General features: G+C 60.4%; 27 protein-coding genes. 11 read left to right on the plus strand and 16 right to left on the minus strand.

The window, feature by feature from the left end:
* Positions 1-16: 16 nt before the first annotated feature.
* The 3 genes from ACODTO_RS19890 to coxB all read right to left on the minus strand — a co-directional run bounded on the left by ACODTO_RS19890 (position 17) and on the right by coxB (position 3,488).
* Positions 17-568, minus strand: a complete 552-nt coding sequence (locus ACODTO_RS19890) for a cytochrome c oxidase assembly protein (RefSeq protein WP_464710062.1) — start codon at positions 566-568, stop codon at positions 17-19.
* Positions 569-685: 117 nt separating this feature from the next.
* Positions 686-2,278, minus strand: coding sequence for a cytochrome c oxidase subunit I (gene ctaD / locus ACODTO_RS19895; RefSeq protein ID WP_024778458.1), 1,593 nt, complete (start codon positions 2,276-2,278; stop codon positions 686-688).
* Positions 2,279-2,360: 82 nt separating this feature from the next.
* Positions 2,361-3,488 carry a cytochrome c oxidase subunit II gene (gene coxB / locus ACODTO_RS19900; RefSeq protein WP_139641572.1) on the minus strand — a complete coding sequence of 376 codons (1,128 nt, stop codon included), beginning with the start codon at positions 3,486-3,488 and terminating at the stop codon, positions 2,361-2,363.
* A 373-nt stretch (positions 3,489-3,861) separates the two neighbouring features.
* Between coxB and ACODTO_RS19905 the strand changes: the two genes are divergently transcribed.
* The gene (locus ACODTO_RS19905; protein WP_139641574.1) at positions 3,862-4,512 is read left to right on the plus strand and encodes a hypothetical protein; all 651 of its coding nucleotides are present in this window, start codon (positions 3,862-3,864) and stop codon (positions 4,510-4,512) included.
* 142 nt (positions 4,513-4,654) lie between these two features.
* Here the strand turns inward: ACODTO_RS19905 and ACODTO_RS19910 are convergent, their stop codons facing one another.
* The 4 genes from ACODTO_RS19910 to ACODTO_RS19925 all read right to left on the minus strand — a co-directional run bounded on the left by ACODTO_RS19910 (position 4,655) and on the right by ACODTO_RS19925 (position 9,037).
* A complete protein-coding gene (locus ACODTO_RS19910; RefSeq protein WP_175362225.1) occupies positions 4,655-5,197 on the minus strand; it encodes a hypothetical protein in 543 nt (180 codons plus the stop codon).
* Between the two features lie 232 nt (positions 5,198-5,429).
* Positions 5,430-6,959, minus strand: coding sequence for a SulP family inorganic anion transporter (locus ACODTO_RS19915; RefSeq protein ID WP_139641578.1), 1,530 nt, complete (start codon positions 6,957-6,959; stop codon positions 5,430-5,432).
* Between the two features lie 92 nt (positions 6,960-7,051).
* Entirely contained in the window at positions 7,052-7,783 is a 732-nt protein-coding gene (locus tag ACODTO_RS19920) for a carbonic anhydrase (protein ID WP_041020152.1), read from the minus strand.
* A 195-nt stretch (positions 7,784-7,978) separates the two neighbouring features.
* Positions 7,979-9,037, minus strand: coding sequence for a PA0069 family radical SAM protein (locus ACODTO_RS19925; protein ID WP_489106951.1), 1,059 nt, complete (start codon positions 9,035-9,037; stop codon positions 7,979-7,981).
* Positions 9,038-9,232: 195 nt separating this feature from the next.
* Between ACODTO_RS19925 and ACODTO_RS19930 the strand changes: the two genes are divergently transcribed.
* Positions 9,233-9,913 (plus strand): phosphatase domain-containing protein, encoded by a 681-nt coding sequence (locus ACODTO_RS19930; protein ID WP_139641582.1) that lies wholly within the window; start codon positions 9,233-9,235, stop codon positions 9,911-9,913.
* Here the strand turns inward: ACODTO_RS19930 and ACODTO_RS19935 are convergent.
* The 3 genes from ACODTO_RS19935 to prlC all read right to left on the minus strand — a co-directional run bounded on the left by ACODTO_RS19935 (position 9,894) and on the right by prlC (position 14,331).
* Complete coding sequence (locus ACODTO_RS19935; protein ID WP_489106952.1) at positions 9,894-11,891, minus strand: M3 family metallopeptidase; 1,998 nt, start codon at positions 11,889-11,891, stop codon at positions 9,894-9,896. The two genes, ACODTO_RS19930 and ACODTO_RS19935, sit on opposite strands and share 20 nt — an antisense overlap.
* A 113-nt stretch (positions 11,892-12,004) precedes the next feature.
* On the minus strand, positions 12,005-12,283 hold the full coding sequence (locus ACODTO_RS19940) for a YheV family putative zinc ribbon protein (protein ID WP_024778466.1): 279 nt from the start codon (positions 12,281-12,283) through the stop codon (positions 12,005-12,007).
* Positions 12,280-14,331 (minus strand): oligopeptidase A, encoded by a 2,052-nt coding sequence (gene prlC / locus ACODTO_RS19945; protein ID WP_489106953.1) that lies wholly within the window; start codon positions 14,329-14,331, stop codon positions 12,280-12,282. The genes ACODTO_RS19940 and prlC overlap by 4 nt, the downstream gene beginning before the upstream one ends.
* A gap of 99 nt (positions 14,332-14,430) precedes the next feature.
* Here prlC and ACODTO_RS19950 point away from each other — a divergent pair, with 99 nt between their 5' ends.
* From ACODTO_RS19950 to ACODTO_RS19960, 3 genes are all read left to right on the plus strand, one after another.
* Positions 14,431-14,976 (plus strand): gamma carbonic anhydrase family protein, encoded by a 546-nt coding sequence (locus ACODTO_RS19950; RefSeq protein ID WP_139641587.1) that lies wholly within the window; start codon positions 14,431-14,433, stop codon positions 14,974-14,976.
* A 67-nt stretch (positions 14,977-15,043) separates the two neighbouring features.
* Positions 15,044-15,694 (plus strand): HAD family hydrolase, encoded by a 651-nt coding sequence (locus ACODTO_RS19955; RefSeq protein ID WP_139641589.1) that lies wholly within the window; start codon positions 15,044-15,046, stop codon positions 15,692-15,694.
* A 187-nt stretch (positions 15,695-15,881) separates the two neighbouring features.
* The gene (locus tag ACODTO_RS19960) at positions 15,882-16,340 is read left to right on the plus strand and encodes an REP-associated tyrosine transposase (protein ID WP_139641591.1); all 459 of its coding nucleotides are present in this window, start codon (positions 15,882-15,884) and stop codon (positions 16,338-16,340) included.
* A gap of 131 nt (positions 16,341-16,471) precedes the next feature.
* Here ACODTO_RS19960 and ACODTO_RS19965 read toward each other — a convergent pair whose 3' ends face one another.
* Positions 16,472-17,548, minus strand: coding sequence for an aminopeptidase (locus tag ACODTO_RS19965; protein ID WP_175385347.1), 1,077 nt, complete (start codon positions 17,546-17,548; stop codon positions 16,472-16,474).
* Between the two features lie 60 nt (positions 17,549-17,608).
* Between ACODTO_RS19965 and ACODTO_RS19970 the strand changes: the two genes are divergently transcribed.
* Positions 17,609-18,022, plus strand: a complete 414-nt coding sequence (locus tag ACODTO_RS19970) for a PA0061/PA0062 family lipoprotein (protein WP_175385346.1) — start codon at positions 17,609-17,611, stop codon at positions 18,020-18,022.
* Positions 18,023-18,061: 39 nt separating this feature from the next.
* Positions 18,062-18,487 carry a PA0061/PA0062 family lipoprotein gene (locus ACODTO_RS19975; protein WP_139641597.1) on the plus strand — a complete coding sequence of 142 codons (426 nt, stop codon included), beginning with the start codon at positions 18,062-18,064 and terminating at the stop codon, positions 18,485-18,487.
* On the opposite strand, the gene ACODTO_RS19980 is transcribed toward ACODTO_RS19975, so the two are convergent.
* Positions 18,484-18,717 (minus strand): DUF1161 domain-containing protein, encoded by a 234-nt coding sequence (locus tag ACODTO_RS19980; RefSeq protein ID WP_139641599.1) that lies wholly within the window; start codon positions 18,715-18,717, stop codon positions 18,484-18,486. The two genes, ACODTO_RS19975 and ACODTO_RS19980, sit on opposite strands and share 4 nt — an antisense overlap.
* A gap of 128 nt (positions 18,718-18,845) precedes the next feature.
* Positions 18,846-19,277: an OsmC family protein gene (locus ACODTO_RS19985; RefSeq protein WP_139641600.1), complete on the minus strand. Its 432-nt coding sequence runs from the start codon at positions 19,275-19,277 to the stop codon at positions 18,846-18,848.
* A 231-nt stretch (positions 19,278-19,508) separates the two neighbouring features.
* On the opposite strand from ACODTO_RS19985, the gene ACODTO_RS19990 reads away from it, so the two are divergent.
* On the plus strand, positions 19,509-20,510 hold the full coding sequence (locus ACODTO_RS19990) for an LLM class flavin-dependent oxidoreductase (RefSeq protein ID WP_464710067.1): 1,002 nt from the start codon (positions 19,509-19,511) through the stop codon (positions 20,508-20,510).
* Between the two features lie 53 nt (positions 20,511-20,563).
* On the opposite strand, the gene ACODTO_RS19995 is transcribed toward ACODTO_RS19990, so the two are convergent.
* Together ACODTO_RS19995 and ACODTO_RS20000 are read right to left on the minus strand one after the other, a co-directional pair.
* Positions 20,564-20,785 carry a DUF1161 domain-containing protein gene (locus ACODTO_RS19995; protein WP_489106954.1) on the minus strand — a complete coding sequence of 74 codons (222 nt, stop codon included), beginning with the start codon at positions 20,783-20,785 and terminating at the stop codon, positions 20,564-20,566.
* Positions 20,786-20,900: 115 nt separating this feature from the next.
* A complete protein-coding gene (locus ACODTO_RS20000) occupies positions 20,901-21,116 on the minus strand; it encodes a dodecin (protein WP_041024236.1) in 216 nt (71 codons plus the stop codon).
* Positions 21,117-21,286: 170 nt separating this feature from the next.
* On the opposite strand from ACODTO_RS20000, the gene ACODTO_RS20005 reads away from it, so the two are divergent.
* Positions 21,287-21,613 carry an ElaB/YgaM/YqjD family protein gene (locus ACODTO_RS20005; protein WP_024778479.1) on the plus strand — a complete coding sequence of 109 codons (327 nt, stop codon included), beginning with the start codon at positions 21,287-21,289 and terminating at the stop codon, positions 21,611-21,613.
* Here the strand turns inward: ACODTO_RS20005 and ACODTO_RS20010 are convergent.
* Complete coding sequence (locus tag ACODTO_RS20010; protein WP_489106955.1) at positions 21,610-22,503, minus strand: LysR family transcriptional regulator; 894 nt, start codon at positions 22,501-22,503, stop codon at positions 21,610-21,612. The genes ACODTO_RS20005 and ACODTO_RS20010 overlap by 4 nt on opposite strands.
* A gap of 114 nt (positions 22,504-22,617) precedes the next feature.
* Here ACODTO_RS20010 and trpB point away from each other — a divergent pair, with 114 nt between their 5' ends.
* Both trpB and trpA read left to right on the plus strand, forming a co-directional pair.
* On the plus strand, positions 22,618-23,850 hold the full coding sequence (gene trpB / locus ACODTO_RS20015; RefSeq protein ID WP_489106956.1) for a tryptophan synthase subunit beta: 1,233 nt from the start codon (positions 22,618-22,620) through the stop codon (positions 23,848-23,850).
* A complete protein-coding gene (gene trpA / locus ACODTO_RS20020; RefSeq protein ID WP_258629633.1) occupies positions 23,850-24,662 on the plus strand; it encodes a tryptophan synthase subunit alpha in 813 nt (270 codons plus the stop codon). The genes trpB and trpA overlap by 1 nt, the downstream gene beginning before the upstream one ends.
* Positions 24,663-24,679 lie beyond the last annotated feature (17 nt).

The raw sequence follows: 24,679 nt of genomic DNA on the forward strand, positions 1-24,679 counted from the left end.
CTCCTTATCGGGCACGCTATCGTTCAGTGTTTTGAGCCACCGGTGGATGACGAGCGGTGATATCGAACAGCGTGTAGGACAGCGTCAGGTGCTTCACATCCTTGGGCATGTCCCGGTCGACGATGAAGCGCATGGGCATTTCGATCCGTTCACCGGGTTGCAGCACTTGCTGGGTAAAACAGAAACACTCGGTCTTGTGGAAGTACGCCGCCGCGGTGCTCGGCGCGATGCTCGGAACGGCCTGGGCGCTCATCGGCCGGTCGGTGGGGTTGTGGGCCACGAAGACCATCTCGTTCACCGCGCCCGGCTGCACCACCAACTGATCGCCCTTGGGGTAGAAGTCCCAGGGCATGTCCACCGCATTGGTCGACAGGAACTGCACGCGCACCTGCCGCGACGCATCGGCCACCTGCTCGCCTTCGTACTGCCCGGCGGTCTTGCCATTGATGCCGAACGCCTTGCACATCACGTCGTAGATCGGCACCAGGGCAAAGCCGAAGACGAACATCGCCACCACCACGATCATCAGGCGGGTGACCAGTTTCTTCAGCGAAATCGACTCAGCCATGGCTCTCAACCTCCCCACGAACCCCTGTGGGAGCGAGCCTGCTCGCGATAGCGGTGCATCTGGCACACCGAGTCGCGTCTATCGCGAGCAGGCTCGCTCCCACAAGGGCAACCGTGTTCATTTCACTTCCGGCGGCGTAGTAAAGGTGTGATACGGCGCCGGCGACGGCACGCTCCACTCCAGCCCTTCGGCGCCATCCCACGGTTTGGCCGGTGCTGGCGGGCCGCCGCGGATGGTCTTGATCACGATGAACAGGAAGAAGATCTGCGTAGTGCCGAACATGAACGCGCCGATGGACGAAACCATGTTGAAGTCGGCGAATTGCAGGTTGTAGTCCGGAATCCGCCGGGGCATGCCCGCCAGGCCGACGAAGTGCATGGGGAAGAACGCCATGTTCATCCCGATGAACGACAGCCAGAAGTGCAGCTTGCCGAGGGTTTCGTCATACATGTGGCCGGTCCATTTCGGCAGCCAGTAGTAGGCCGAGGCGAAGATCCCGAAGATCGCGCCGGGCACCAGCACGTAGTGGAAATGCGCGACCACGAAGTAGGTGTCCTGGTACTGGAAGTCCGCCGGGGCGATGGCCAGCATCAGCCCGGAGAAACCACCGATGGAGAACAGGATCACGAACGCCACGGCAAACAGCATCGGCGTCTCGAACGTCAGCGAGCCTTGCCACATGGTGCTGGCCCAGTTGAACACCTTCACTCCGGTGGGCACGGCGATCAGCAGGGTGGCGTACATGAAGAACAGCTCGCCCACCAGCGGAATGCCCACCACGAACATGTGGTGCGCCCAGACGATGAACGACAGGAACGCAATGGCCGCCGTGGCGTAGACCATCGAGGTGTAGCCGAACAGCGGCTTGCGCGAGAACGCCGGGATGATCGAGCTGACGGCACCGAAGGCCGGCAGGATCATGATGTACACCTCGGGGTGCCCGAAGAACCAGAACACGTGCTGGAACAGCACCGGATCACCGCCGCCGGCGGCACTGAAGAAGCTGGTGCCGAAGTGGATGTCCATCAGCATCATCGTCACGCAGCCGGCCAGCACCGGCATCACCGCGATCAGCAGGAACGCGGTGATCAGCCAGGTCCAGACGAACAGCGGCATTTTCATCAGCGTCATGCCGGGGGCGCGCAGGTTGAGGATGGTGGCGATCACGTTGATCGCGCCCATGATCGAACTGATCCCCATCAGGTGGATGGCGAAGATGAAGAACGTCACGCTTTCCGGCGCATAGGTGGTGGACAGCGGGGCGTAGAAGGTCCAGCCGAAGTTCGGCCCGCCGCCCGCGGTGAACAGCGTGGACACCAGCAGCAGGAAGGCGGCCGGCAACAACCAGAAGCTGAAGTTGTTCATGCGCGGCAGGGCCATGTCCGGCGCACCGATCATCAACGGGATCATCCAGTTGGCGAGGCCGACGAAGGCCGGCATCACCGCGCCGAAGACCATCACCAGGCCATGCATGGTGGTCATCTGGTTGAAGAACGCCGGTTCCACGATCTGCAGGCCGGGCTGGAACAGCTCGGCGCGGATCACCATGGCGAACGAGCCGCCCAGCAGGAACATGGAGAAGGCGAACCACAGGTACAGCGTGCCGATATCCTTGTGGTTGGTGGTCAGTACCCAGCGCATCAGGCCCTTGGCGGGGCCGTGGGCGTGGTCGGCGCCGGCATGACCGTGGTCATCGATCACAGCACTCATGTCCTGTCTCCTTCGAACGAATGGGCTGGACGGCGCGGGGCGATGAGCCCCGACCGGTTGCGGGAACACACGTCAGGCCGGCTCATTTGCTTTCCGCCTGTTTGAGTTCCAGCACTTCTTTCGGCGTAACCATGTCGCCCTTGTTGTTGCCCCAGGCGTTACGTTCATAGGTCACGACGGCGGCGATATCGACTTCCGACAGCTGCTTGCCGAACGCTGCCATGGCGGTCCCCGGTTTGCCGTGGAAAACCAGGCTCAGGTGATCGGCCTTCGGCCCGGTGGCAATCTTCGAGCCCTTGAGTGCCGGGAACATCGGCGGCAGGCCCTGGCCTTCGGCCTGGTGACAGGCCACGCAGGTGGTGTGGTAGATCTTGTCGCCACGTTCCTTGAGTTCGTCGAGGGTCCATTCCTTGCTGGTCAGCTCTTTGAGCTGCGCGGCTTCAGCCTTGCGTTCGGCCAGCCATTTTTCGTAGTCGGGCTTGCTCTTGACCTCGACCACGATGGGCATGAAACCGTGGTCCTTGCCGCACAGCTCGGCACACTGGCCGCGATACAGGCCGGGCTTGTCGACCCGGGTCCAGGCTTCGTTGACGAAGCCGGGAATGGCGTCGCGCTTGACCGCGAAGGCCGGCACCCACCAGGAGTGGATCACGTCGGCGGAGGTCACCAGAAAGCGCACCTTGGCGTCGACCGGCAGCACCAGCGGCTTGTCGACTTCCAACAGGTAATGTTCGCCCTTGGCGCTCTGGTTATGGATCTGTTCGGCGGGTGTCGCCAGGTTGCTGAAGAACTCGACGTCCTGGCCCAGGTATTTGTAGTGCCACTTCCACTGGTAGCCGGTGATCTGGATATCGATGTCCGACTCGCTGGAGTCGTACATCTTGATCAGGGTCGCGGTGGCGGGAATCGCCATGGCCACCAGGATCAGGAAGGGCACGATGGTCCAGAGGATCTCGACGCGGGTGTTCTCGTGGAAGTGGGCCGCGTTCTGGCCTGTCGAGCGGCGGTGCATCATCATCGACCAGAACATGGCGCCGAAGACGATGAGGCCGATCACTACACAGATCCAGAAGATGGTCATGTGCAGGTCGAAAACTGCATTGCTGATCTGTGTCGCTCCAGGCGCCATATTCACAGTCCAGGCCGCTTGTGCCTGGCTGAAAATCGAACACAACAGGAGGCCCATCCAAACATGTGGATGTCGCGTCATTGCGGGTTCCCCTTATCGTTCTTGTTATCCCGTAGGCATAAAGCCCGCGGCAAGGAGAGCGGCTACATCAGACTACGAACTCGAACCGCCGTGCCTTGCTGCCGTACATCGGGTTCATCAGCTAACTCCATTCAGAACCGAGTATAGACAGCGACTGCAACCTCGCAACGCGATGGCGTAAATCGTTTGAAACAGACGGGACTTGCGCTGGAGGCCGCGAATGGAGAAGGATGCGAAACCAGATGATGGCAAACCGATATAACAGCGCTGCATCAAGGAAGAGGCATTTATGACAAATAGGTCTTAGGCGTGTTTATTCGCCAGCTAAGTTATGTCTTCCCTATTTCATTGCCTTTGTTTTCCTGGAGTTTTCATGAACACCGCCGCATTGCGCGAGCAGATCCAAAAAGCCCAACAACACGAAGCCGAGACCGGCCAATTGGCCCGTCAGTTGGAAGGCCAGTTACCGCACCTGCACCGGGCTATCCAATTGCCAGAGACGAATGCCAACGACGTCCTGGCGCGGTTTGTCGCCGCCTACATCGACGAAGTCCCCGACCTGCTGGATGCGGCCAACGAGGTCGCCAAGGAGGCGGGCATCGAGCCGCAAATCAAACCGGTGCTGACAATCGCCGAACAGTATTTCCTCCAGCCGCCGACGATCATGGCCGGCCATGTCGGGCTCGACAGCCTGCTGGACGAGGCCTACCTGGCCCACCGATTCGTCGAAGAGGTCAATGACCTGTACATCAAGCATTTCGGCCAGCCATTGATCCCCTTGGACATGACGGTCGCCAATCTGATTGCCCACCAGTTGATCGGCGAAGCCTTTGCCAACCAGCTCGACGAAGTGGTGCATCACGCCTTTGATGAGATGCTCAACGAAGAGACATTTGCCTTGGAGTCGGTGGAAACCTACCGCGAGAAACTCAGCAGCCCGAACACCGGCGCCGCCTGGAAGCGCTGGCCGTGCATGTCGCGGCGCCTGGGGGTCGGGCTGGAACTGGATAAGCCGGCGGCTTGATCAAGAGCTGACTCTCACCAACCCCCTGTGGGAGCGAGCCTGCTCGCGATAGCGGTCTATCAGCTGACTAAAATGTAGTCTGATGCACCGCCATCGCGAGCAGGCTCGCTCCCACATTCGTTCATAAGGATGCCCTTCGCTTTCAGGCCTTGAAGTCTTTCATCGAGGCAAAGGAATTCGCGATCTTGCGGTAGATCAAGTGATCGTCCAGATCCGTATCGCCATCGCTGTCGGCGTCGGTGGCGTTGATGACCTCTCGATAAAGTCCCTTGTTGTAGCCGGTCACCGTCACGATTGAATCGGGGGCGGTCATGTCGGAATCTTTCTTGTAGAGGCCGATGTTGACGTCAGGCAGTGCAGTGTTTCGGCTATTGCTGCCAAACGACACCAGGATGCATTTGTACAGCCGCCGCTCATCCATGCTACTCAACGTGACCATGGCGCTGGCCAGGTCGGCGGCAAGGGTGTAGTAAGACGCGTCATCGGCGTCGATGTCGTCGTCGCCCTCGACATCGTCCACACCTTCAGCGGTTTCATATTGGCCAGTGGTGGAATTGGCATAGGCCGTGACGACGACATCGGGCTTGAGTCCGGGCCTATACCCGTTGTTATATCGGGAGATTATGGCTTCTGACACACCATCGTCATTAGAGTCGTTGAACTCGTATAGCAGCGCGTAGTTCATGGAATGCTCCATGGGAGATAGGGAAGATACCTCCCCTACAAACTAAGTCTCGCTCAACGAATGCGTCTACTGTCATAGCTGACAGGTGTACGTGTGTACAACTGTTCCAAGTGCCAACAAAAAACCTGTGGGAGCGAGCCTGCTCGCGATCGCGGTGTATCAGCTAACGAAAATGTTGTCTGACGCACCGCTATCGCGAGCAGGCTGGCTCCCACATTCGTTTATCAGGGTGTCAGGACGCCGCAGCGCCAATCCCCGTCGTCGTTCGCAACCGTCCTTCCAGTCGGCGCTTGAGCCCGCGGGACTCGATCAGCAGCTTCGATCCCTTGCTGGCGTTCGCCCGGCTCCATTCTTCCAACAACTCCAGGCAGGAGTGGTCGATGTAGCTCAGGTTGTTGAGCGGCACATGCACCGTCACGCCCTCGGGGATGGTCCCCAACACCTGGGTCAACGCCGGCACCTTGAGGAAGGTCGCCGCGCCGACCAGGCGCAGTTCCATCTCACCTTCCTGGGGCAGATCCACCAGGCTGATTTTCAGTCGCGAGGCTTTCCAGGCCAATTTCGCCAGGGTCAGGCCAAAACCGATCAGCACGCCGGTGAGCAGGTCGGTGAAGATGATCGCCAACGCCGTCGCGGCATAGGTGAACATCGGCATCCGGCCATAACGGCCCAGGCCTCGAAACGCCTTGAGATCCACCAGTTTGAAACCGGTGTAGACCAGCACCCCCGCCAGGCTCGCCACCGGAATGCTTTGCAGCACGCTGGACAGCAGCAGGACAAAGAGCAGCAGCCACAGGCCATGGAAAATCGTCGACATCCGCGTGGTGGCTCCGGCCTGGACGTTGGCCGAGCTGCGCACGATCACCCCGGTCATCGGCAAGGCACCGAGCAGGCCGCAGAGCATGTTGCCGATACCTTGGGCGGACAGTTCGCGGTCGAAGTCTGCCCGCTCGCCGCTGTGCATGCGATCCACGGCGGCCGCCGACAGCAGGGTTTCGGCGCTGGCGATGAACGCGACCGTCAGGGCGGCAACCAGCAACATTGGATCAGCCAGGTTCATCAGGTCTGCCGGGCGCAGCCAGTCGATGGCTTCGGCTAGGTTGTCCGGTACTTCGACACGCTTGACCTGCAAGGCCAGCACGAGGCTGGCCACGGTGGCCAAGCCGACGCCGAGCAAGGCACCGGGTATGAAGCGCAGGCCGTGAGGGCGAAATTTTTCCCACAGCCACATCACCGCAATCGTCGACAGGCCCAGCAGGCCGGCCTGCCAGCCGAACGACGGCAACGCCTGGGCGACTGCGCCGGGGAATGCCGCCAGGTTATCCAGCCCTGACGGCTTGGGCGCCGCGTCGAGCATCACGTGGACCTGGGACAGCACGATCAGCACGCCGATACCCGCCAGCATGCCGTAGACCACGGCCGGCGCGGTGACCCGGAACCAGCAGCCCAGGCGAAAACGCCCGGCCAGTAATTGCAGGAGCCCGGCCAGCAACAGGATCGGCCCGAGCATGCCTACGCCATGTTGGCGCACCAGTTCGAAAACCAGCACCGCCAACCCGGCGGCCGGCCCGCTGACTTGCAGCTTCGAACCGGCGAAAAAGCCCACGATCAGTCCACCGACAATGCCGGTGATCAGACCCTTGGCGGGCGGCAGACCGGACGCAATGGCGATGCCCATGCACAAGGGCAGCGCCACCAGAAACACAACCACCGAAGCCAGCAGCTCCCGTGGCAGAACAGCTTTCAATTGAGCAGCACGCATGGCGGTTCTCCTGAAGATTCTTCAGGCATGGCAAGGCCCGCCCGCTCGAAGAGCAGGAAGGCTTGACCACGCAAGGATTTATTTAGGAGCGATTAGAAGCGCGCTTTGGGCGTCGCGACCGGGATCGGATGGCTGCCATCGAGCGGCAGGAAACGACCCTGGTCCGCATCGAAGGCTTTGATCTCGCTGGTCTCGATGTTGTACACCCAGCCGTGGATGAACAACTGACCGCTGGCCATGCGCGAGGCCACCGAAGGGTGCGTTCGCAAGTGCTGCAATTGCGCGATCACGTTTTCTTCAGTGAGGATGGGCATGGTTTGTTTTTCGTCGCCGCACGGGCAGTTGTCGTGGACCATGGTCTTGGCCACTTCGGCGTGGCGCAGCCAGGCCTTGACCGTGGGCATTCTTTCCAGGGTTTCGGGGTTGAGCACCGCGCGCATGGCGCCGCAATCGGAATGACCGCACACAATGATGTGCTGCACCCCAAGGGCCAGTACGGCGTATTCGATGGCGGTGGAGACGCCGCCGTTCATTTGTCCATAAGGCGGAACGACGTTGCCGACGTTGCGGGTCACGAACAGATCGCCTGGAGAGCTATGGGTAATCAGCTCGGGCACGATGCGCGAATCGGCGCAGGTGATGAACATCGCCCGGGGCGATTGGGCGGTGGCGAGTTTCTTGAAGAGTTCTTCCTGCTGCGGGAAGACTTCGTGATGGAAATGCAAAAAGCCGTCAACAATATGCTGCAGCGCTGCATCGGCGGTTTCCGCCTCGGGTTGGGCTGAAGCCGACGCAGCCAACGGCTGTTTATCCTTGTCACTCATGATTCATCCTCATAACGCCAGTGGCTGGTTAAAAAACGTCCAGGTCAAAGGGTTCGACCCGTCAGTCACTCGATGAACAAGGTAGCGGTCGAAACTTAACTCAAACTGAATCGGAGGCTCTAGGACAATGATTACGGGCATGACCTAAAGTGCAGGTGCCCTCCTGTCCAGCCTGTGCTGCTGGGTCAACTTTAATCAAATCAATGACATCTGTCGGCCCGGCGGGCAAAAGGCCTCGCAGTCGAGAGTGTACCCTTCGCGCCGATCGAGCCCCAAGCGTTTGATCGCCTTGGCGAAGCGCTGGGCCAGCAGGTCGGCAAAGGGGCCTTCGCCGCGCATGCGTTTGCCAAACTGGCTCTCGTACAGCTCGCCGCCACGGCTCTGGCGGACCAGGCTCAACACATGGGCGGCGCGCTGCGGGTAGTGGGCCTGCAACCACTCTTCGAACAGTGGCGCGACCTCCAGCGGCAAACGCAGCATGATGTAGGAAGCACTTTGGGCACCGGCGGCATGGGCTTCGTTCAGCAGGCTTTCGATTTCGCTGTCGTTGATCATCGGAATCATCGGCGCGCACAACACCCCCACGGGAATGCCCGCCTCCCGCATCACCCTGATCGCTCGCAACCGCGCCTTGGGCGCCGCCGCGCGGGGTTCGAGAATACGTTTGAGCTCGTCGTCCAGGGTGGTGAGGCTGATCATCACCGCCACCAGCCGTTGCCGGGCCAGCTCGGTGAGCAGGTCCAGGTCCCGCAGGATCAGCGAGCCCTTGGTCACGATGGTCACCGGGTGGCGATAGCGCAGCAGCACCTCCAGGATCCGGCGGGTGATGCGCTGTTCGCGTTCGATGGGCTGGTAAGGATCGGTATTGGAGCCCAGGTTGATCGGCGCGCACTGATAGCCGCGCTTGGACAGTTGCTCCTCCAGCACGTCGGCGGCGTTGCTCTTGGCAATCAGTCTGGTTTCGAAATCCAGCCCCGGCGACATGTCCCAATACGCATGGCTGGGCCTTGCATAGCAGTAGATACAGCCATGTTCACAGCCCCGGTAAGGGTTGATCGAGCGATCGAAAGGGATATCCGGAGAGGTATTGCGGGTGATGATGGTCTTCGCCGCCTCGAAGCGCACTTCGGTGCCTTGGGTCAGTGGTACTTCCTGATACCAACCATCATCTGCGACCACCGAGCGGCTCGGGGCGAAGCGGTTGTGTGGGTTGGTAGCGGTGCCACGACCGCGAGGCGGAAGAGAGGCCGACATGAGAAATACTCCGATGCTGTATGTGCATACAGTATCTCCTGCATTCGGATTGGACCAGTGCCATTCAGCGCCTGAGGGGCGTTGGCGCATCTGCGATGACAATTCACAACACTTTGACGTCCTTGTTACGGGTTTTTAACTGGGCAGAGCCGAAACTGCTCCACTTCGAACTCTCTTGTTTCCGGTCATCCGTGCATGTTCAAGTTTCGCTCCCGTTCACTGTGTTGCCTGGCCTTGCTGATGGGGCTGGCCGTGCCCTCGGTCCAGGCCGCTGATGTCGTACAGACGAGGCCCGCTGAGTGGGCCCAGCCTGTAGAAAAGGATTACAACCTTTACCAGATGTCACCCACCCTTTACCGCAGTTCCTTGCCGGATGGTGGAGCCTTGCCCCTGCTGACGAAGCTCAGGATCGGCACGGTCATCACCTTCCTGCCAGAGTCGGATGCACGCTGGCTCTCCACCCCCGGTATTGAGCAGGTACGGTTGCCGTATCGCACCAACCATGTCGACGACAGCGACATCCTTCGGGCCTTGCGTGCCGTCCAGGCGGCCGAAGCCAAGGGCCCCGTACTGATGCACTGCAAGCACGGCTCGGACCGCACCGGGCTGGTGGCGGCGATGTACAGGGTGGTCGTGCAGGGCTGGAGCAAAGAAGACGCGCTGAACGAAATGACCGAAGGCGGCTTCGGCGACAGCCATCACTTCAAGGATGGGGTTCGTTACATGATGCAGGCCGATGTGGAAAAACTCCGTCTTGCATTGGCGAACGGCGAATGCAGCACTAGCGTGTTTGCCCTTTGCTCCTTGAAGAGCTGGGTCAACTCGACCACGACAGCCCATCACCTTGAGCCGCAGATCACCCTGCCCGAGCGCTGATCGATGACGTGCCTGAAAAGGCGGCGATGGAGACGGACAGCGGTCGCGAGTCACCTGGCGCAAAAATGGTTTCACGCAACGCGCGGCCGGTTACCGGGTTGAACAGCCCGTCGCGCTTGAATCGCTGGAACACGGTCATGGCCAATTCCTTTGCCCAGGCGTAGGCGTAGATCGTCGCCCCATAGCCGGTCACCAGGTAGTCCAGGCCATTGGGCCAGCGCTCGCTCGGCGACACCGGCAGATGCCCCACCTGCGCGCTGGTTTGATCAAATACCTGTTGGACGGTCCGCCCGTCGCCGTGGGTGCGGTGTAATTCCATGTCGAATAAAGCGCTGCGCAACAGCACCGCGGTTTCCCAACTGTTCTGGGTGCGGGCAAAGGTCAACAGTTGAGTGGCGACCTCGTCAGGCATCTTTTCTCCGGTTTGATAGTGCTTCGAGATCCGCACCAGGCATTGCCTTGAGAAGCACCATTGCTCGAACAGGATCCCGGCAAATTCGGCGGTGTCGCGAGACAGGCTGTTGATGCCCGACAGATCGCGATAGTCGGCGCGGGTCAGGACATGCTGCAGGCAATGGCCGAACTCATGGAAAAGGATTCGCAGTTGCAGATGGTCGAGCAGGACCGGGTCTGGTCCCTCGCTGCGCGGTAGCCAGCCATGCAGCGCTGCGATGGGGTGTCGTGGACGGCCCTCGGCGGTGATGTGGCGGTTTCGCAGGGTGGTGGTATTGGGAAAACCGTCTCGGTTGGCATCCGAAAACGGATCGAAATAAATGTAACCAATGGTCGCGTCCCATTCGCGGACTTCGAACAGACGCACGTCGGGGTGCCAGGTCGCTACATCCTGTCGCTCGACGAAGTCGACGCCGAACAACTCCGTCGCCATCCGCAACAGCTGGGCAAACGTGGGCTCCAATGCAAACCAGACACTCAGCGCTTCCCTGGAAACGCCTGCTGCCTGCTGGCGAAGTTGATTCGCCAGGTAGGGGTAGTCCCAGGGCTGGAGGTCGCTGAGACCTTGCTGCGTGGCAAAGGTCTTGAGCTGGTCGGCGTCCCGCTTGAATGTGTGCTGCTGCCGTTCGAGCTGTGCCCGCAGGAACGTCATGACTTCTTCAGTGGAGGCGGCTTGCTCTGGCTCGATCGCCAGCTGGGCAAAATTCGAATAGCCCAGGGAGGTGGCGTACTGATGACGGTCATCGAGCAATTGCCTGAGTATGTCGGCGTTGTCGAACTGGCCCGCGTGTGGGCCTTGATCCGATGCGCGGGTGCTGTAGGCCTCGTACATCTGCTGGCGTAGGAAACGGTTGTCGGCGTAGTGAGTGACGATGCCAAATGATTCATCGCTAAGTGTCAGCAGCCATCCCGTGCGGCCGGCTTCCCGCGCCTGGCGGGCCATTTGTTGCTTGAACCGCGACGGCAGGCCGCTCAGCTGAGCTTCATCGTCAAACGTTTTGCGCCAGGCCTGGTTGGCCAGTTGCAGGTTCTCCAGGAATAACCCCTGGACCTCCTTGATGCGCAGCTTCAGCAGGCTCTGGCCTGCCGGCATGTGCTGGTGAAATTGGTGCAGGATTTTCTTCAGGACCCGTGTGCGAGTCGGTGCGAAATGCCTGGCGATCTGGCTGTCCGCCAAGCGCTGATAGAGCTCGAACAGCGTGGGGTGTTGTTTCAGCGAAGCCTGGAAATCATGTAGTTGTTCACTGCAATCCAGGGAGGCCCGCGCCCAGGCGTCCGCTGTCCGGGTCGTGGTCAGAAGGTGCAGCAGGTAAGCGAAGCCTTCCAATCGCGTGTGGATTTCATCCATGGCCAACACGAGGTCGTCCCAAGTGGGGAAGGGCGTCTGGGTCTTGATGATATGGGCGACCTGATCGCGGCTTTCGGCAAGCAGGCGGTCGAGGGCGGGTGAGAAGTGTTCGGCTTGAATCTGCGAAAAAGGCGGCAGGTCATACGCCTGCAGCAGCGGGTTATCGTCGTGGGGCATGGAGGGCCTTCCTGTCTGTCTGGGCTGACCAGTCTGGGCAGGAAGGCGTGAAGCCTGGCGGTATATATGTATCGCTCCCGGGCCGGGTGGCCCGGAAGGTGATGCCGGACATGTCAGTCGGTTTTTTTCTTCAACTTGGGGTTGGGAAAGAACTGCACCGCCTGGACCTTGGCGTCCGGCACTTTAAGCGCCGACGTATTGACCCGGGTGCCCAGTTCCTTGGGCACCGATAGGCCTTGTTCGTTGAGCGTGTCGGAATAACCACAGGCGACGCACTCGCGGTGCGGCACGCCGTCTTCGTTCCACATCATCAACTTGTCCGGCTCGCTGCACGCCGGGCAGACTGCCCCGGCGATAAAGCGTTTTTTCGTGATCACAGGCCCCTCGCTCATGCTGCCGCGTCCTCGCTCAGGCCGCTATGGCGCAAGAGTGCGTCAATCGACGGCTCACGGCCACGGAAGTCGACGAACAGCACCATCGGTTCCTGGGAACCGCCACGGGCCAGGATCGCCTCGCGGAAAGCGCGGCCGGTGTCGGCGTTGAGCACGCCGTCTTCCTCGAACTTCGAGAACGCATCAGCCGACAGCACTTCCGCCCACTTATAGCTGTAGTAGCCCGCCGCGTAGCCGCCGGCGAAAATGTGGGCAAAGCTGTTGGGGAACCGGTTGTAGGCCGGAGGACGCATCACCGACACCTCGTCGCGCACACCTTCGAGCACTTGCAGCACGCTGCGGCCGTCGCCATGGGTGGCGTGCAGTTCGAAATCGAACAGCGAGAATTCCAGTTGGCGGACCATCATCAGGCCGGACTGGAAGTTTTTCGCCGCGAGCATCTTCTCCAGCAGGTCCTGGGGCAGCGGTTCGCCGGTCTCGTAGTGACCGGAGATCAGTGCCAGGCCTTCAGGCTCCCAGCACCAGTTCTCCATGAACTGGCTTGGCAGCTCCACGGCATCCCAGGCCACGCCGTTGATGCCGGATACGCCGGCGTGCTCGACGCGGGTCAGCAGGTGGTGCAGGCCATGGCCGAACTCGTGGAACAGTGTGGTGACTTCGTCGTGGGTCAGGAGGGCCGGTTTGCCACTGTCGGCCGGGGTGAAGTTGCATACCAGGTTGGCGACCGGGCTTTGCAGCACGCCATCGATCGTGCGACGACGGTCCCGGGCGCCGTCCATCCAGGCGCCACCACGCTTGTTGGCGCGGGCATAGAGATCGAAGAAGAAACGTCCGACGTGCTGGTCGTTCTCCTTGATCTCGAACAGGCGCACGTCCGGGTGCCAGGCGTCGAAGCCTTTCAGCTCGGTGATCTCGATGCCGTAGAGGCGTTGCACGATGGCGAACAGACCGCTCAGTACCTTGTCGATCGGGAAGTACGCGCGCAGGGCTTCCTGGGCGACGCTGTAGCGCTGCTGGCGCAGTTTTTCACCGTAGAAACCGCTGTCCCAGCTTTGCAGGTCGGGGCAGCCTTGCTCGGCGGCGAAGGCTTTCAGTTGTTCCAGATCCTGGGCGGCAAACGGTTTGCTGCGCTTGGCCAGGTCACGCAGGAAGCTGAGGACCTGGTCGCTGGACTCGGCCATCTTGGTCGCCAGGCTCAACTCGGCGAAATTGGCGAAGCCCAGCAATTGGGCCAGCTCCTGGCGCAGGTCGAGGATCTGTTCCATCACCGGGCCGTTATCGTTCTGACCGGCATTCGGGCCTTGGTCCGACGCACGGGTGCAGTAGGCCGCGTAGACTTCTTCACGCAGGGCGCGGTCTTCGGCGTAGGTCATCACCGCGTAGTAGCTGGGGAATTCCAGGTTGATCAGCCAGCCGTCCAGTTCCTTGGCCTGGGCGGCCGCAGCCATTTGTGCCTTGGCCGAATCGGTCAGGCCGGCGAGCGCCGCTTCGTCGGTGACGTGCTTGGTCCAGGCCTGGGTGGCGTCCAGCAGTTGGTTGGAGAACCGGCTGCCCAACTCGGACAACTTGCTCTGCACCTCGGCGTAGCGTTTCTGCTGCTCCGGTGGCAGGTCGATACCCGACAGACGGAAGTCTCGCAGGGAGTGTTCCAGGATGGTTTTTTGCGCCACGTCGAAACCGGCGGCCTCAGGGCTGTTCGCCAAGGCTTCGAAGGCCTGGAACAACTCACGGTTCTGGCCCAACTCAGTGGAGTAGGCGCTCAGGGCTGGCAGGCAGGCTTCATAGGCTTCACGCAGTTCAGGGCTGTTGCGCACCGCGTTCAAGTGGCTCACCGGGCTCCAGGCGGCGCCCAGGCGATCGTTGAGCTCGTCCATCGCCAGCACCAGGCCGGCCCAGCTTGGCTGTTGGCCTTGGGTCTTGAGGATCTGCGCGATGGCGGCACGGTTGTCAGCCAGGATCTGCTCGATGGCCGGTTGCACGTGCTCGGCACGGATCGCCGAGAATGGCGGCAGGTCATAGGGCTGTAAAAGAGGGTTGTTCACGCTCACGGTTGGCACCTTGGCTGGAAGAAACATCGGCCCATCTTAATTACAATCGACCTTCACCGCAGCTAGCAGCGACTATCAGTAGAAAAGAGAGAGCCTATCGTGACCCTTCGCACGTACCAGAATCACACCCCACGGCTTGCCCGGGGCGCTTTCGTCGACAGCACCGCGGTGGTGATCGGCGACGTTGAAATCGGCGAAGACAGCTCCGTCTGGCCACTGACGGTCATTCGCGGCGATATGCACCGCATCCGCATCGGCGCCCGTACCAGCGTGCAGGACGGCTGCGTGCTGCATATCACCCACGCCGGCCCGTTCAATCCCGATGGCTTTCCACTGTTGATCGGCGACGACGTGACCATCGCCCACAAGGTCATGCTCCATGGCTGCGCCGTGGGCAGCCGGGTGCTGATCGGCATGGGCAGCATCGTCATGGACGGCGCGGTGGTCGAGGATGAGGTGATCATTGGTGCCGGCAGCCTCGTACCGCCGGGCAAACGCCTGGAGAGTGGCTTCCTGTACGTGGGCAGCCCGGTGAAACAGGCCCGGCCGCTGACTGACAAGGAGCGCGCCTTCTTCACCTACAGCGCGGCGAACTACGTCAAGCTCAAGGATTTGCACTTGGCTGAAGGTTATGACCAGCCCTGAAACATCTGGTGAGTCCCCTCGCCACAGATGACCCCTTGCTACTGATTCATTCACCTCGGGAGCTTGCATGCACTACCAAACCGTACTGTTCGACCTCGACGGTACCCTCACCGACCCGCGTGAAGGCATCACCCGTTCGATCCAGTTCGCCCTCAGCCAATTGGGCATCGACGAGCCCGACCTGACCCGCCTCGAACATTTCATCGGCCCGCCGCTGCTGCAGGCCTTCATGCAGTTCTATGGCTTCGACGAAGCGAAGGCCTGGGAGGCGGTGAATTTCTACCGCGAGCGCTTCAAAGTCACCGGCCTGTACGAAAACCGCGTTTTCGAAGGGGTGATGCCGCTGCTGGAAACCCTGGTGGGGCAGGGTCGGCAGTTGTACATCGCCACTTCCAAGCCTTGGGTCTTTGCCCGGGAAATCGCCCGGCATTTTGATTTTGCGCGGCACTTCAAGGTGATCTACGGCAGCGAGCTGGACGGCACCCGCACCGACAAAGTCGAATTGATCGCCCACCTGCTGGCTGAAGAAGGCATCGACCCGGCGAAGACCCTGATGATCGGCGACCGTAAACATGACCTGATCGGCGCGCGCAGCAATGGCCTGGATGCGGCTGCGGTGGGGTATGGGTTTGGCAGTCGTGAGGAGCTCCTGGCCGAGAGTCCGGCGTATCACTTCCAGACGGTGGATGAGCTGCATCAGGCATTTATGCGAGGGTAGTTCGATGGTCATCGCGGGCAAGCCTTGCTCCCACGGAATCCATCCGGCATGAGGGAATTGTCGGTTCTGTGGGAGCAAGGCTTGCCCGCGATGAGGCCACCCAGACACATCCTGCTCCAACTTTTCAGATCAGATCCGCTTCTGCTGTCTAGCCTTAGGACAAAGACAGATCAAGGAGGATCCCCCATTGAAAACCCAGGCACATTCCAATCGATTGCGTTTCGGGCGTTATTCGCAATCCGGACAAATTTATCTATTGACGGTAGTAGCGCTCCGTCGCGATCCGGTTTTCAATCGCTTCGAGACAGGACGTTTGGTAGTGGACGCCTTTCGAAAAGCTCAGCAAGAACAATTCGCCCGTTCCCTGGCCTGGGTTGTCATGCCGGACCATTTTCATTGGCTGATTGAATTGCAGGATATAGGGCTTTCGAAATTGATTGCGCGCACGAAGTCCCGGACCACCGTAGCCTTCAATCGACAGATGCAGCGTCAAGGACCGCTTTGGCAAGAAGGTTTCCACGACCGGGCCATTCGCAAGGAAGAAGATTTGCAAGCGGTGGCGCGTTATATCGTGGCAAACCCTCTGCGAGCGGGGTTGGTTAAGCGGATAGGGGATTATCCGTTGTGGGATGCAGCATGGATCTGAGTCGGCTTATGCGGTGTTCATGACGGCCTCATCGCGGGCAAGCCTTGCTCCCACAGAACTCATCGGGCATGAAGGACTTCCCTGTGGGAGCAAGGCTTGCCCGCGATGAGGCCGGCTCAATCACTGGATATCTATGACCCTGCCAACGCCTTCAACGCCGCCTTGCGCTCATCCATTGGCAGCTTGCCCAGTTTTTCCACCGCGGCATAAAACGCGACCCAGTCACCCGATTCCTGTCGGAACAAGGCCGCAAACGCCGGCACCCATTGGTCATACAGGCCAAACGGCAGTAATCGCGCATTGTTCAGCGGCGCATAGACCCAGGCATCGTAACGTTTGTCGCCGGTCCACTGGCTGTCACGTAGCTGCGCATATTCGGCGCGTAGGCGTTCGAACGCCTGAACCTTTTGCTGACGCATCTGTTCGGGTGGCAGGGGCTGGGTATAGAGCTTTTCCAGTCGTTGACGGGTGTCGAGGATCAGCTGGATGAACTGATCGCGCTGACGTGCCTGCTGGCCGTTGTCCGGCGCCAGCCCGCGACTGGCGCGCCACTGCCGGGTGCCTTCCTGTTCGACGAAGGTGGCGAAGGACTCGTTGAACTCAGTGTCGTCCTGTACGTAGAACCGCTGGTGCGCCAGTTCATGAAAAATCAGTGTGGCCAGGCGTTCGTCGCCCCAGTGCATCATCGAGCTCAGGATCGGGTCGTTGAACCAGCCCAGCGTCGAGTAAGCCTCTACCCCGCCAATCGACACATCCATGCCACGCAAACGTTGCAAGGCGGCTTCGCCACGGGCGGCACTCTGGCTGTAGAAGCCGCGATACGCCACGCAACCGGCGATGGGAAAGCAGTGGTTTTGCGGGGCCAGGGAAAATTCCGGCGTGGCGAAGACATTCCAGACTACGTAAGGCCGACCAATGTCCGCATACAGGCGGTAACTTTTGTTATCCGGCAGATGCAGGTGAGCGCTGGCGAAGGTTCGTGCCTCACGCGCCTGCACCAGATGCTCCCGCAACCGGGCGTCGCGAGTGGGGTCGGCAATCACCTGATCGACGGGCTCCCGGGCCTGCAACAGCCGCAGCTGTCCGCTGATGAGCTGGCCGTAGTAACCGACGTTGGAACAACCGTTGAGTAACAAAAGCAGGAGGCCCGGAAACAAAAGCCTGAAAACACGGTCGAGTAACCGATGGCTGGAACGCGGCCTGATCAATTGGAATCACCTTGGGAAAAGTCTGCGCACAAGACTATCCCGCCTGCCCGGAGCTTCGCTATGCGCATGTTGATGCTGACGAGTGGCCTGTTGCTGCTGACCGGTTGTGCCAGCTTGCCTGACCCTGATCCTTCGCAAGCGTGGATCGATCTTGGCAATCATCAGGACACGGCGCTGCAAGCGCTGGAAGTCGATGACAAGACGTCCGTGGACAAACGTTATTTCGAAGTGCAGCCCGGCGCCCATGAGTTGACCGTGCGTTATCAATTTGCCGTCGAGCCCGGGAATATTGGCCCGGATGCCGAGCCGCTGTGGCGGGATTGTCGGTTGAATGTGAAATTCAAGGACTTCAACGCAGGCCAGCGCTACCAGTTGCAGGCCGGCAGCATCGGTTTCCGACCATGGGCCAAGCTCTATGACCAGCAGCGCAAAGTGGTGGGCCAAGGTACGCCGGCGGGCTGCCAGCAGAGTTGATCGGCGCTATGCTCAACACCCGACTTCAGGGAATCCACCATGCGCCCTCATATCCTGTTACTGGCTCTTGTCTCGTTGAGCGGTTGTGCATCAAGTCCGCAGCCCCCGGTCGATCCGAACATGGCCTGGGTCGATTTTGCGACCCCCATGCCGGGCGGAAAACTGCTCATGGCCGAGGGCCTGGATGGGCAACGCTTGCAAGATGGGCGGTTCTTCCAGGTTTCGCCGGGCAGCCATGAGCTGAAAGTGCGCTTCGACTTCGAGGTCATGAGTGGGGGTGGGTTGGGCATGCAGGCCGAACCGCAGGAGCGGTTGTGCTACATGATCGTGCGCTACGATCATTTCGAGGCTGGCCAGCGTTATCGGCTGGAAGCCCGCAACCTGGCGTTTACCCCAAGTGCCCGGCTCTATAATGCCAAGCGTAAGATTGTCGCTGAGGAGCGGCAGGTCAACTGCGTCCCTTAATTGTCGTTCTTCTGGTAGATGATTTTCTTCGTACCGCCTTCGCAGGTGCCGACCACCATGTTTTGATCGTGGACTTCTTCGTTCGTGGCGATTTCCAAGGTGTAGGACGACACTTTGTTCGCCTGGATCTTCGCCTCGATTTCCGCTTTCAGTTCTTCACAGGATTTTGGCGCCGCCAGGGCTGACGTGGTCAAGGCGCAACCGATGATGACCAGGGCAAACCGTTTCATGCTCGAACTCCTCGCTGCAGCACGTACCGCTTGTACGTTGAAACTGCCTACTGCATTCGACCACACATTGCTCAACGGGTAACAGGGAAAGATCGCAGCCTTCAGCGGCTGCGATCCTGATGCGGGCGTCAGTTCACCAGCGTGGCATCCAGGGTGATCTTGGCGTTCAACACCTTGGAAACCGGGCAACCTTCCTTGGCCTTGTTGCTCAGCTCTTCAAACTGCTGCTGGCTGGCGCCGGGGATCTTCGCCTTGAGAATCAGCTTCACCGCCGTGATGGCAAAGCCGCCGTCGACCTGGTCGAGGGTCACTTCGGCATTGGTATCGATACTGTCGGCCTTGAGCCCGGCATCCCCCAGAATCATCGAGAACGCCATGGAGAAGCAGCCGGCATGGGCCGCGCCGATCAGCTCTTCGGGGTTGGTGCCGCGGCCGCCTTCGAAACGGGCCTTGAAACCATAGGGTGCTTCACGCAGTACGCCGGTTTCCGTGGAGATGGAGCCGATGCCGGTTTTCAGGTCACCTTCCCAGTGAGCCGATGCTTTCTTAATGATAGCCATGTCTGCCTCCTCAAGATCCGGCGCGCGGGTTGCGCCGGGTGTTTTTTGACTGCCAGGCTTGTGAGGATAGACCGTCCGATAAAGTTCACTTCATCGATTAGTCGACTAATTTAGTAGGAAAATTCGTTGCAGCTATTGAAACTCGGGTATATGCCCACATTGCAGGGAACACACCTACAGAAAACGGTAGGCTTTTGCTCGTAGGAAAAGCCCCGTTGGAGACGCCGGCCCATGAAACAGCTGTCCGAAGTGAAATTCTCAACCCTCGACCTCGTGCCTGTCCGCGAGGATGGCAATGCCGCCCGTTCCTTGCGTAACTCGCTGGATCTGGCGCAGCACGTGGAAAAATTCGGCTACACCCGTTTCTGGGTGGCCGAACACCACAATATGGATGGCATCGCCAGCTCCGCGACGGCGGTGTTGCTGAGTTATCTGGCCGGTGGTACTTCGACCATTCGTGTCGGTTCCGGCGGGGTGATGTTGCCCAACCATGCACCGTTGATCATCGCCGAACAGTTCGGCACCCTGGAAAGCCTCTACCCTGGTCGGATCGATCTGGGACTGGGTCGTGCGCCCGGGTCCGATCAGATGACTGCCCGGGCCCTGCGGCGTGAGCGCTCTGGTAGCGCGGACGATTTCCCTGACGATGTGGCTGAGCTGATGCGCTATCTCGGCCCGCGCACGCCCGATCAACGCATCATCGCCATGCCTGGCACCGGGACCAACGTGCCGGTGTGGTTGCTGGGCTCCAGCCTGTTCAGTGCGCAGTTGGCCGGTGAGCGCGGTTTGCCCTACGCCTTTGCCTCCCACTTCGCGCCGCGCTACATGCATGAGGCGATTCGCATCTACCGCAATCACTTCCAGCCGTCGGCGGTGCTCGACAAACCCTACGTGATGCTCGGCGTGCCTTTGGTGGCGGCGGATACCGATGAGCAGGCTGATTATCTGGCGACTTCGGTGTATCAGCGGATCCTCGCGCTGATGCGCGGCCAGAGCCTGGTACAGCGTCCGCCCGTCGAAACCATGAACGGTCTCTGGTTGCCCCATGAGAAGGAAGCGGTGGGCGATTTCCTTGGCCTGGCGATGGTCGGTGGTCCGCAGAAGATCCGTGCCCGCCTCGAGGTGCTGATCGAGCAGACTCAGGCCGATGAGCTGATTTTCACCAGCGACCTGTATGAGCATGCCGACCGCTTGCGTTCATATGAATTGTTGGCGCAGGTCATGAAGGGCTGAATCGTGCCCATGAAAAAGCCGACGCATGCGTCGGCTTTGACATTCGAGCAGCATCAGCGCTTGTAGACGATTTCCTTCGCACCACCCTCACAAGTACCGACGACTTTCCCGTCACTCGCCGCACCTTTATCGACGATCTCCAGCGAGTACCCTTTCACCTGCTTGGCGTCGAGCTTCGCTGCGATTTCGCTTTTCAGCTCCTCGCAGGGCTTACCGGCGGCAAATACCGAACCCGCAAGGCTCAGCAGACCCACAGCAACCATCAACTTTTTCATCGCTCGCACTCCTTGGTCGGATCAATAGGCTGGTATTAAACAGGAGGGATGCGCCCGCCGGATAGCGCATCGCCATTCCTATGGCACTCCGCCAGCCTGCAAGTTCCAAGCCCCCTCAGCTATTTGCGATCCGGAACCCGACCTTGAGGGTCACCTGAAAGTGCGCGGCCCGGCCGTTTTCAATATGCCCACGGGTTTCCGTGACTTCGAACCATTCCAGGTGCTTGAGGCTTTTGCTGGCTTCGGCCAGGGCATTGTTGATGGCATCTTCGATGCTGGTGGGAGACGAGCCGACCAGCTCGACCTTTTTGTACGTGTGATGATCAGTCATGGCGTTCTCCTTAGGTTATCTCTAGCCGCTTGGCTACCAAGAGCCTAGCAGCGATTTTTCGCCTTACGTGTGGTGCCGTTCACGCGCTGAAGTTCAGATTTACTGCACTTTCAGAAATGCTGGGAGTCCCAACTTTCACACGCACTCAACCACTGCAGGAGAGAGCCACCATGGCCAGCAATTCATTACGCAAAGCCTCGTTGCAAAGCATGGAAGCGGAAATCGAGAATCTGCTCAAGTCGTTGGAAAGCCTGAAGGACGACGCTTCGGACGAGTCGCGTAAGACCCTCAAATCGCTCAAGGCAAACGCCGAAAATGCGTTGAAGCATTCCCGTCATCTGCTCAGCGATGCGTACGAAGAGGTCAAGGTGAAAACCCGCGAAACAGGGCTCGCCACACGCGATTACGCTCAAGAGCACCCTTGGACGACCGCCGGTGTCGCGGTCGGGGCTCTTGGTCTGTTGGCCGCTTATCTGCTGTGCAAGCGCGGTGATTAAGCCGGTTGGCTCAGCTCATGCCTGAGCCACTGAGCCAACTGCCGGGCACGGCCGTCCGCGGCGCGCTTGGGTAGCCACAATGCCAGTCGCGCCGGGGTTTCATCGAAGCCCCATGGCGCGACGAGGCGTCCGGCGCGCACATCCTCGGCCACCAATGGCTCGGGAGCGATGGCCACGCCCAGCCCAGCTACCGCGGCCTCCAACAAATAATACAAATGCTCGAAACTCTGGCCGAATTTCAGCGCCTGGGGATCGAGGTTGTTCTGCCGTGCCCAGGTCGGCCAGGCTTGAGGACGCGACGTGGTATGCAGCAACGACTCGCCCAGCAGCGCATCGACCGGGGCGCCGTTCAGGTCGACGAAACCGGCGTAACGCGGGCTCATGACCGGACCGATCCGCTCGCTGACCAATTCATACACTTGCATGTCTGCCGGCCAGGGAGGCTCGGCAAACACCAGTAAAGCGTCCAGCCCTGGGCGCCTGGGGTCCAGATCACCTTCGCCAGCGGACAGATGCAAGCGCAAGTCCGGCAGATCGGCATTGAGCCGGCCCAGGCGCGGAATGAACCAGCGCGCCAGTAGACTGCCCGAGCAGCCCAGCACAAACGGAGCATCCGCCATGCTTTGGGTGAGTTCGGCGCAGACGCTACGTAGCCGCTCGAAAGCTTCGGCGCTGGCATCGCGCAGACGCAGGCCCGCATCTGTGAGTTTCAGGCCGCGTCCGTCCTTGATGAACAGGCTGACGCCCAGATGCTCCTCCAGCACCTTCAACTGTCGACTGACTGCGCCGTGAGTCACGTGCAGCTGTTCGGCCGCCTGGCTTACGCTGTTCAAGCGGGCGGTGGCTTCGAAGGCGCGCAAGGCGTTAAGCGGAGGCAGATCGTGGCTCATGGTATCTGTGAGTTTTCCTGACAGGTTGCGGCGATCTTATCGGTTTTCAGAGAGGGATGTCAGGGGTAGAGTGACCTCATTGTCTTCTTTCGCATTTGCCTGGAGCGTTCTCCCATGACCCAGCCTACGACCCCTTTCAACCTGCGCAGCGGCCCCGACGCCAACGGCCTGTTCGGTACGTTCGGCGGCCGCTATGTGGCCGAAACCCTCATGCCGTTGATCCTTGATCTGGCCCGCGAATACGAAGTGGCGAAGGAAGATCCTGCATTCATCGAGGAGCTGGCCTACTTCCAACGAGACTACGTCGGTCGTCCAAGCCCGCTCTATTTCGCTGAGCGCCTGACCGAATACTGCGGTGGCGCGAAGATCTATCTCAAGCGCGAAGAGCTGAACCACACCGGCGCGCACAAGATCAACAACTGCATCGGTCAGATCCTGCTGGCGCGGCGCATGGGCAAAAAACGCATCATCGCCGAGACGGGCGCCGGCATGCACGGTGTGGCGACTGCCACCGTGGCCGCGCGTTTCGGTCTGGATTGCGTGATCTACATGGGTACCACTGACATCGAGCGCCAACAGGCCAACGTGTTCCGCATGAAGTTGCTCGGCGCCGAAGTGATTCCGGTGGTAGCGGGCACCGGCACCTTGAAGGACGCCATGAACGAAGCCCTGCGCGACTGGGTTACCAATGTCGACAGCACGTTCTACCTGATCGGCACCGTGGCCGGTCCGCATCCGTATCCGGCCATGGTTCGCGACTTCCAGGCGGTTATCGGCAAGGAAACCCGCGATCAACTGCAAGCACAGGAAGGCCGCCTGCCGGACAGTCTGGTGGCGTGCATCGGTGGTGGTTCCAATGCGATGGGCCTGTTCCACCCGTTCCTGGACGACAAGAGCGTCGACATCATCGGCGTCGAAGCGGCTGGCTACGGCATCGAAACCGGCAAGCACGCGGCGAGCCTGAACGGTGGCGTCCCCGGGGTATTGCACGGCAACCGCACCTTCCTGCTACAGGACGAAGACGGCCAGATCATCGACGCCCACTCGATCTCCGCCGGCCTCGACTACCCGGGTATCGGTCCGGAACACGCCTGGTTACACGACATCGGTCGCGTCCAGTACACCTCGATCACCGATGCCGAAGCGTTGGATGCCTTCCACAAATGCTGCCGCCTGGAAGGCATCATTCCTGCGCTGGAAAGCTCCCATGCCCTGGCTGAAGTGTTCAAGCGCGCGCCGAACCTGCCCAAGGATCACCTGATGGTGGTCAACCTCTCCGGCCGTGGCGACAAAGACATGCAAACCGTGATGCACCACATGGAACAGTCCCAGCAGGAGAAACACTGATGAGCCGCCTGCAAACCCGCTTTGCCGAACTCAAGCAACAGAACCGCGCCGCCCTGGTGACCTTTGTTACCGCCGGCGACCCGAACTACGACACCTCCCTGGCGATCCTCAAGGGCCTGCCGGCGGCCGGTGCCGATGTGATCGAGCTGGGCATGCCGTTCACCGATCCGATGGCCGACGGCCCGGCGATTCAGTTGGCGAACATCCGCGCGCTGGGCGCCCAGCAGAACCTGGCCAAAACCCTGCAGATGGTTCGCGAGTTCCGTAAAGACAATAGTGAGACGCCCCTGGTGCTGATGGGTTACTTCAACCCGATCCATCGTTACGGTGTGCAGCGCTTCATTGGCGAGGCGCTGGATTCCGGTGTTGATGGCCTGATCGTGGTGGACATGCCGCCCGAGCACAACGGCGAATTGTGCGATCCGGCCCAGGCTGCGGGCCTGGATTTCATCCGCCTGACCACGCCGACCACCGATGATGTGCGGTTGCCGACCGTGCTCAATGGCAGTTCGGGCTTTGTATACTACGTGTCGGTGGCGGGCGTGACCGGCGCCGGCGCCGCGACGCTGGAGCATGTGGAAGAAGCTGTAGCACGCCTGCGTCGTCATACCGATCTACCGATCAGCATCGGATTCGGCATCCGCACGCCGGAGCAGGCTGCTGCCATTGCACGGTTGGCCGATGGCGTCGTGGTCGGCTCGGCGTTGATCGACCATATCGCCAGCGCCGAGACTTCGGAGCAGGCCGTCGACGGAGTGCTGAGCTTGTGCGCTGCCCTGGCTGACGGTGTGCGTAATGCGCGCGTGAGCTGATTCATTGCTGCACAAAA

This window comes from Pseudomonas sp. FG13 (assembly GCF_057809755.1).

Bases quoted from the DNA above. Each gene is read 5' to 3' on its own strand.
- ACODTO_RS19935 (WP_489106952.1), bottom strand. From the start codon at position 11,891: ATGCCCCACGACGATAACCCGCTGCTGCAGGCGTATGACCTGCCGCCT.
- ACODTO_RS19910 (WP_175362225.1), bottom strand. From the start codon at position 5,197: ATGAACTACGCGCTGCTATACGAGTTCAACGACTCTAATGACGATGGT.
- ACODTO_RS19905 (WP_139641574.1), top strand. From the start codon at position 3,862: ATGAACACCGCCGCATTGCGCGAGCAGATCCAAAAAGCCCAACAACAC.
- ACODTO_RS19980 (WP_139641599.1), bottom strand. From the start codon at position 18,717: ATGAAACGGTTTGCCCTGGTCATCATCGGTTGCGCCTTGACCACGTCA.
- ACODTO_RS20005 (WP_024778479.1), top strand. From the start codon at position 21,287: ATGGCCAGCAATTCATTACGCAAAGCCTCGTTGCAAAGCATGGAAGCG.
- trpB (WP_489106956.1), top strand. From the start codon at position 22,618: ATGACCCAGCCTACGACCCCTTTCAACCTGCGCAGCGGCCCCGACGCC.
- ACODTO_RS20000 (WP_041024236.1), bottom strand. From the start codon at position 21,116: ATGACTGATCATCACACGTACAAAAAGGTCGAGCTGGTCGGCTCGTCT.
- ctaD (WP_024778458.1), bottom strand. From the start codon at position 2,278: ATGAGTGCTGTGATCGATGACCACGGTCATGCCGGCGCCGACCACGCC.
- ACODTO_RS19985 (WP_139641600.1), bottom strand. From the start codon at position 19,277: ATGGCTATCATTAAGAAAGCATCGGCTCACTGGGAAGGTGACCTGAAA.
- ACODTO_RS19925 (WP_489106951.1), bottom strand. From the start codon at position 9,037: ATGTCGGCCTCTCTTCCGCCTCGCGGTCGTGGCACCGCTACCAACCCA.
- ACODTO_RS20010 (WP_489106955.1), bottom strand. From the start codon at position 22,503: ATGAGCCACGATCTGCCTCCGCTTAACGCCTTGCGCGCCTTCGAAGCC.
- ACODTO_RS19955 (WP_139641589.1), top strand. From the start codon at position 15,044: ATGCACTACCAAACCGTACTGTTCGACCTCGACGGTACCCTCACCGAC.
- ACODTO_RS19990 (WP_464710067.1), top strand. From the start codon at position 19,509: ATGAAACAGCTGTCCGAAGTGAAATTCTCAACCCTCGACCTCGTGCCT.
- ACODTO_RS19930 (WP_139641582.1), top strand. From the start codon at position 9,233: ATGTTCAAGTTTCGCTCCCGTTCACTGTGTTGCCTGGCCTTGCTGATG.
- ACODTO_RS19890 (WP_464710062.1), bottom strand. From the start codon at position 568: ATGGCTGAGTCGATTTCGCTGAAGAAACTGGTCACCCGCCTGATGATC.
- coxB (WP_139641572.1), bottom strand. From the start codon at position 3,488: ATGACGCGACATCCACATGTTTGGATGGGCCTCCTGTTGTGTTCGATT.
- ACODTO_RS19940 (WP_024778466.1), bottom strand. From the start codon at position 12,283: ATGAGCGAGGGGCCTGTGATCACGAAAAAACGCTTTATCGCCGGGGCA.
- ACODTO_RS19975 (WP_139641597.1), top strand. From the start codon at position 18,062: ATGCGCCCTCATATCCTGTTACTGGCTCTTGTCTCGTTGAGCGGTTGT.
- ACODTO_RS19995 (WP_489106954.1), bottom strand. From the start codon at position 20,785: ATGAAAAAGTTGATGGTTGCTGTGGGTCTGCTGAGCCTTGCGGGTTCG.
- ACODTO_RS19915 (WP_139641578.1), bottom strand. From the start codon at position 6,959: ATGCGTGCTGCTCAATTGAAAGCTGTTCTGCCACGGGAGCTGCTGGCT.
- ACODTO_RS19970 (WP_175385346.1), top strand. From the start codon at position 17,609: ATGCGCATGTTGATGCTGACGAGTGGCCTGTTGCTGCTGACCGGTTGT.
- trpA (WP_258629633.1), top strand. From the start codon at position 23,850: ATGAGCCGCCTGCAAACCCGCTTTGCCGAACTCAAGCAACAGAACCGC.
- ACODTO_RS19920 (WP_041020152.1), bottom strand. From the start codon at position 7,783: ATGAGTGACAAGGATAAACAGCCGTTGGCTGCGTCGGCTTCAGCCCAA.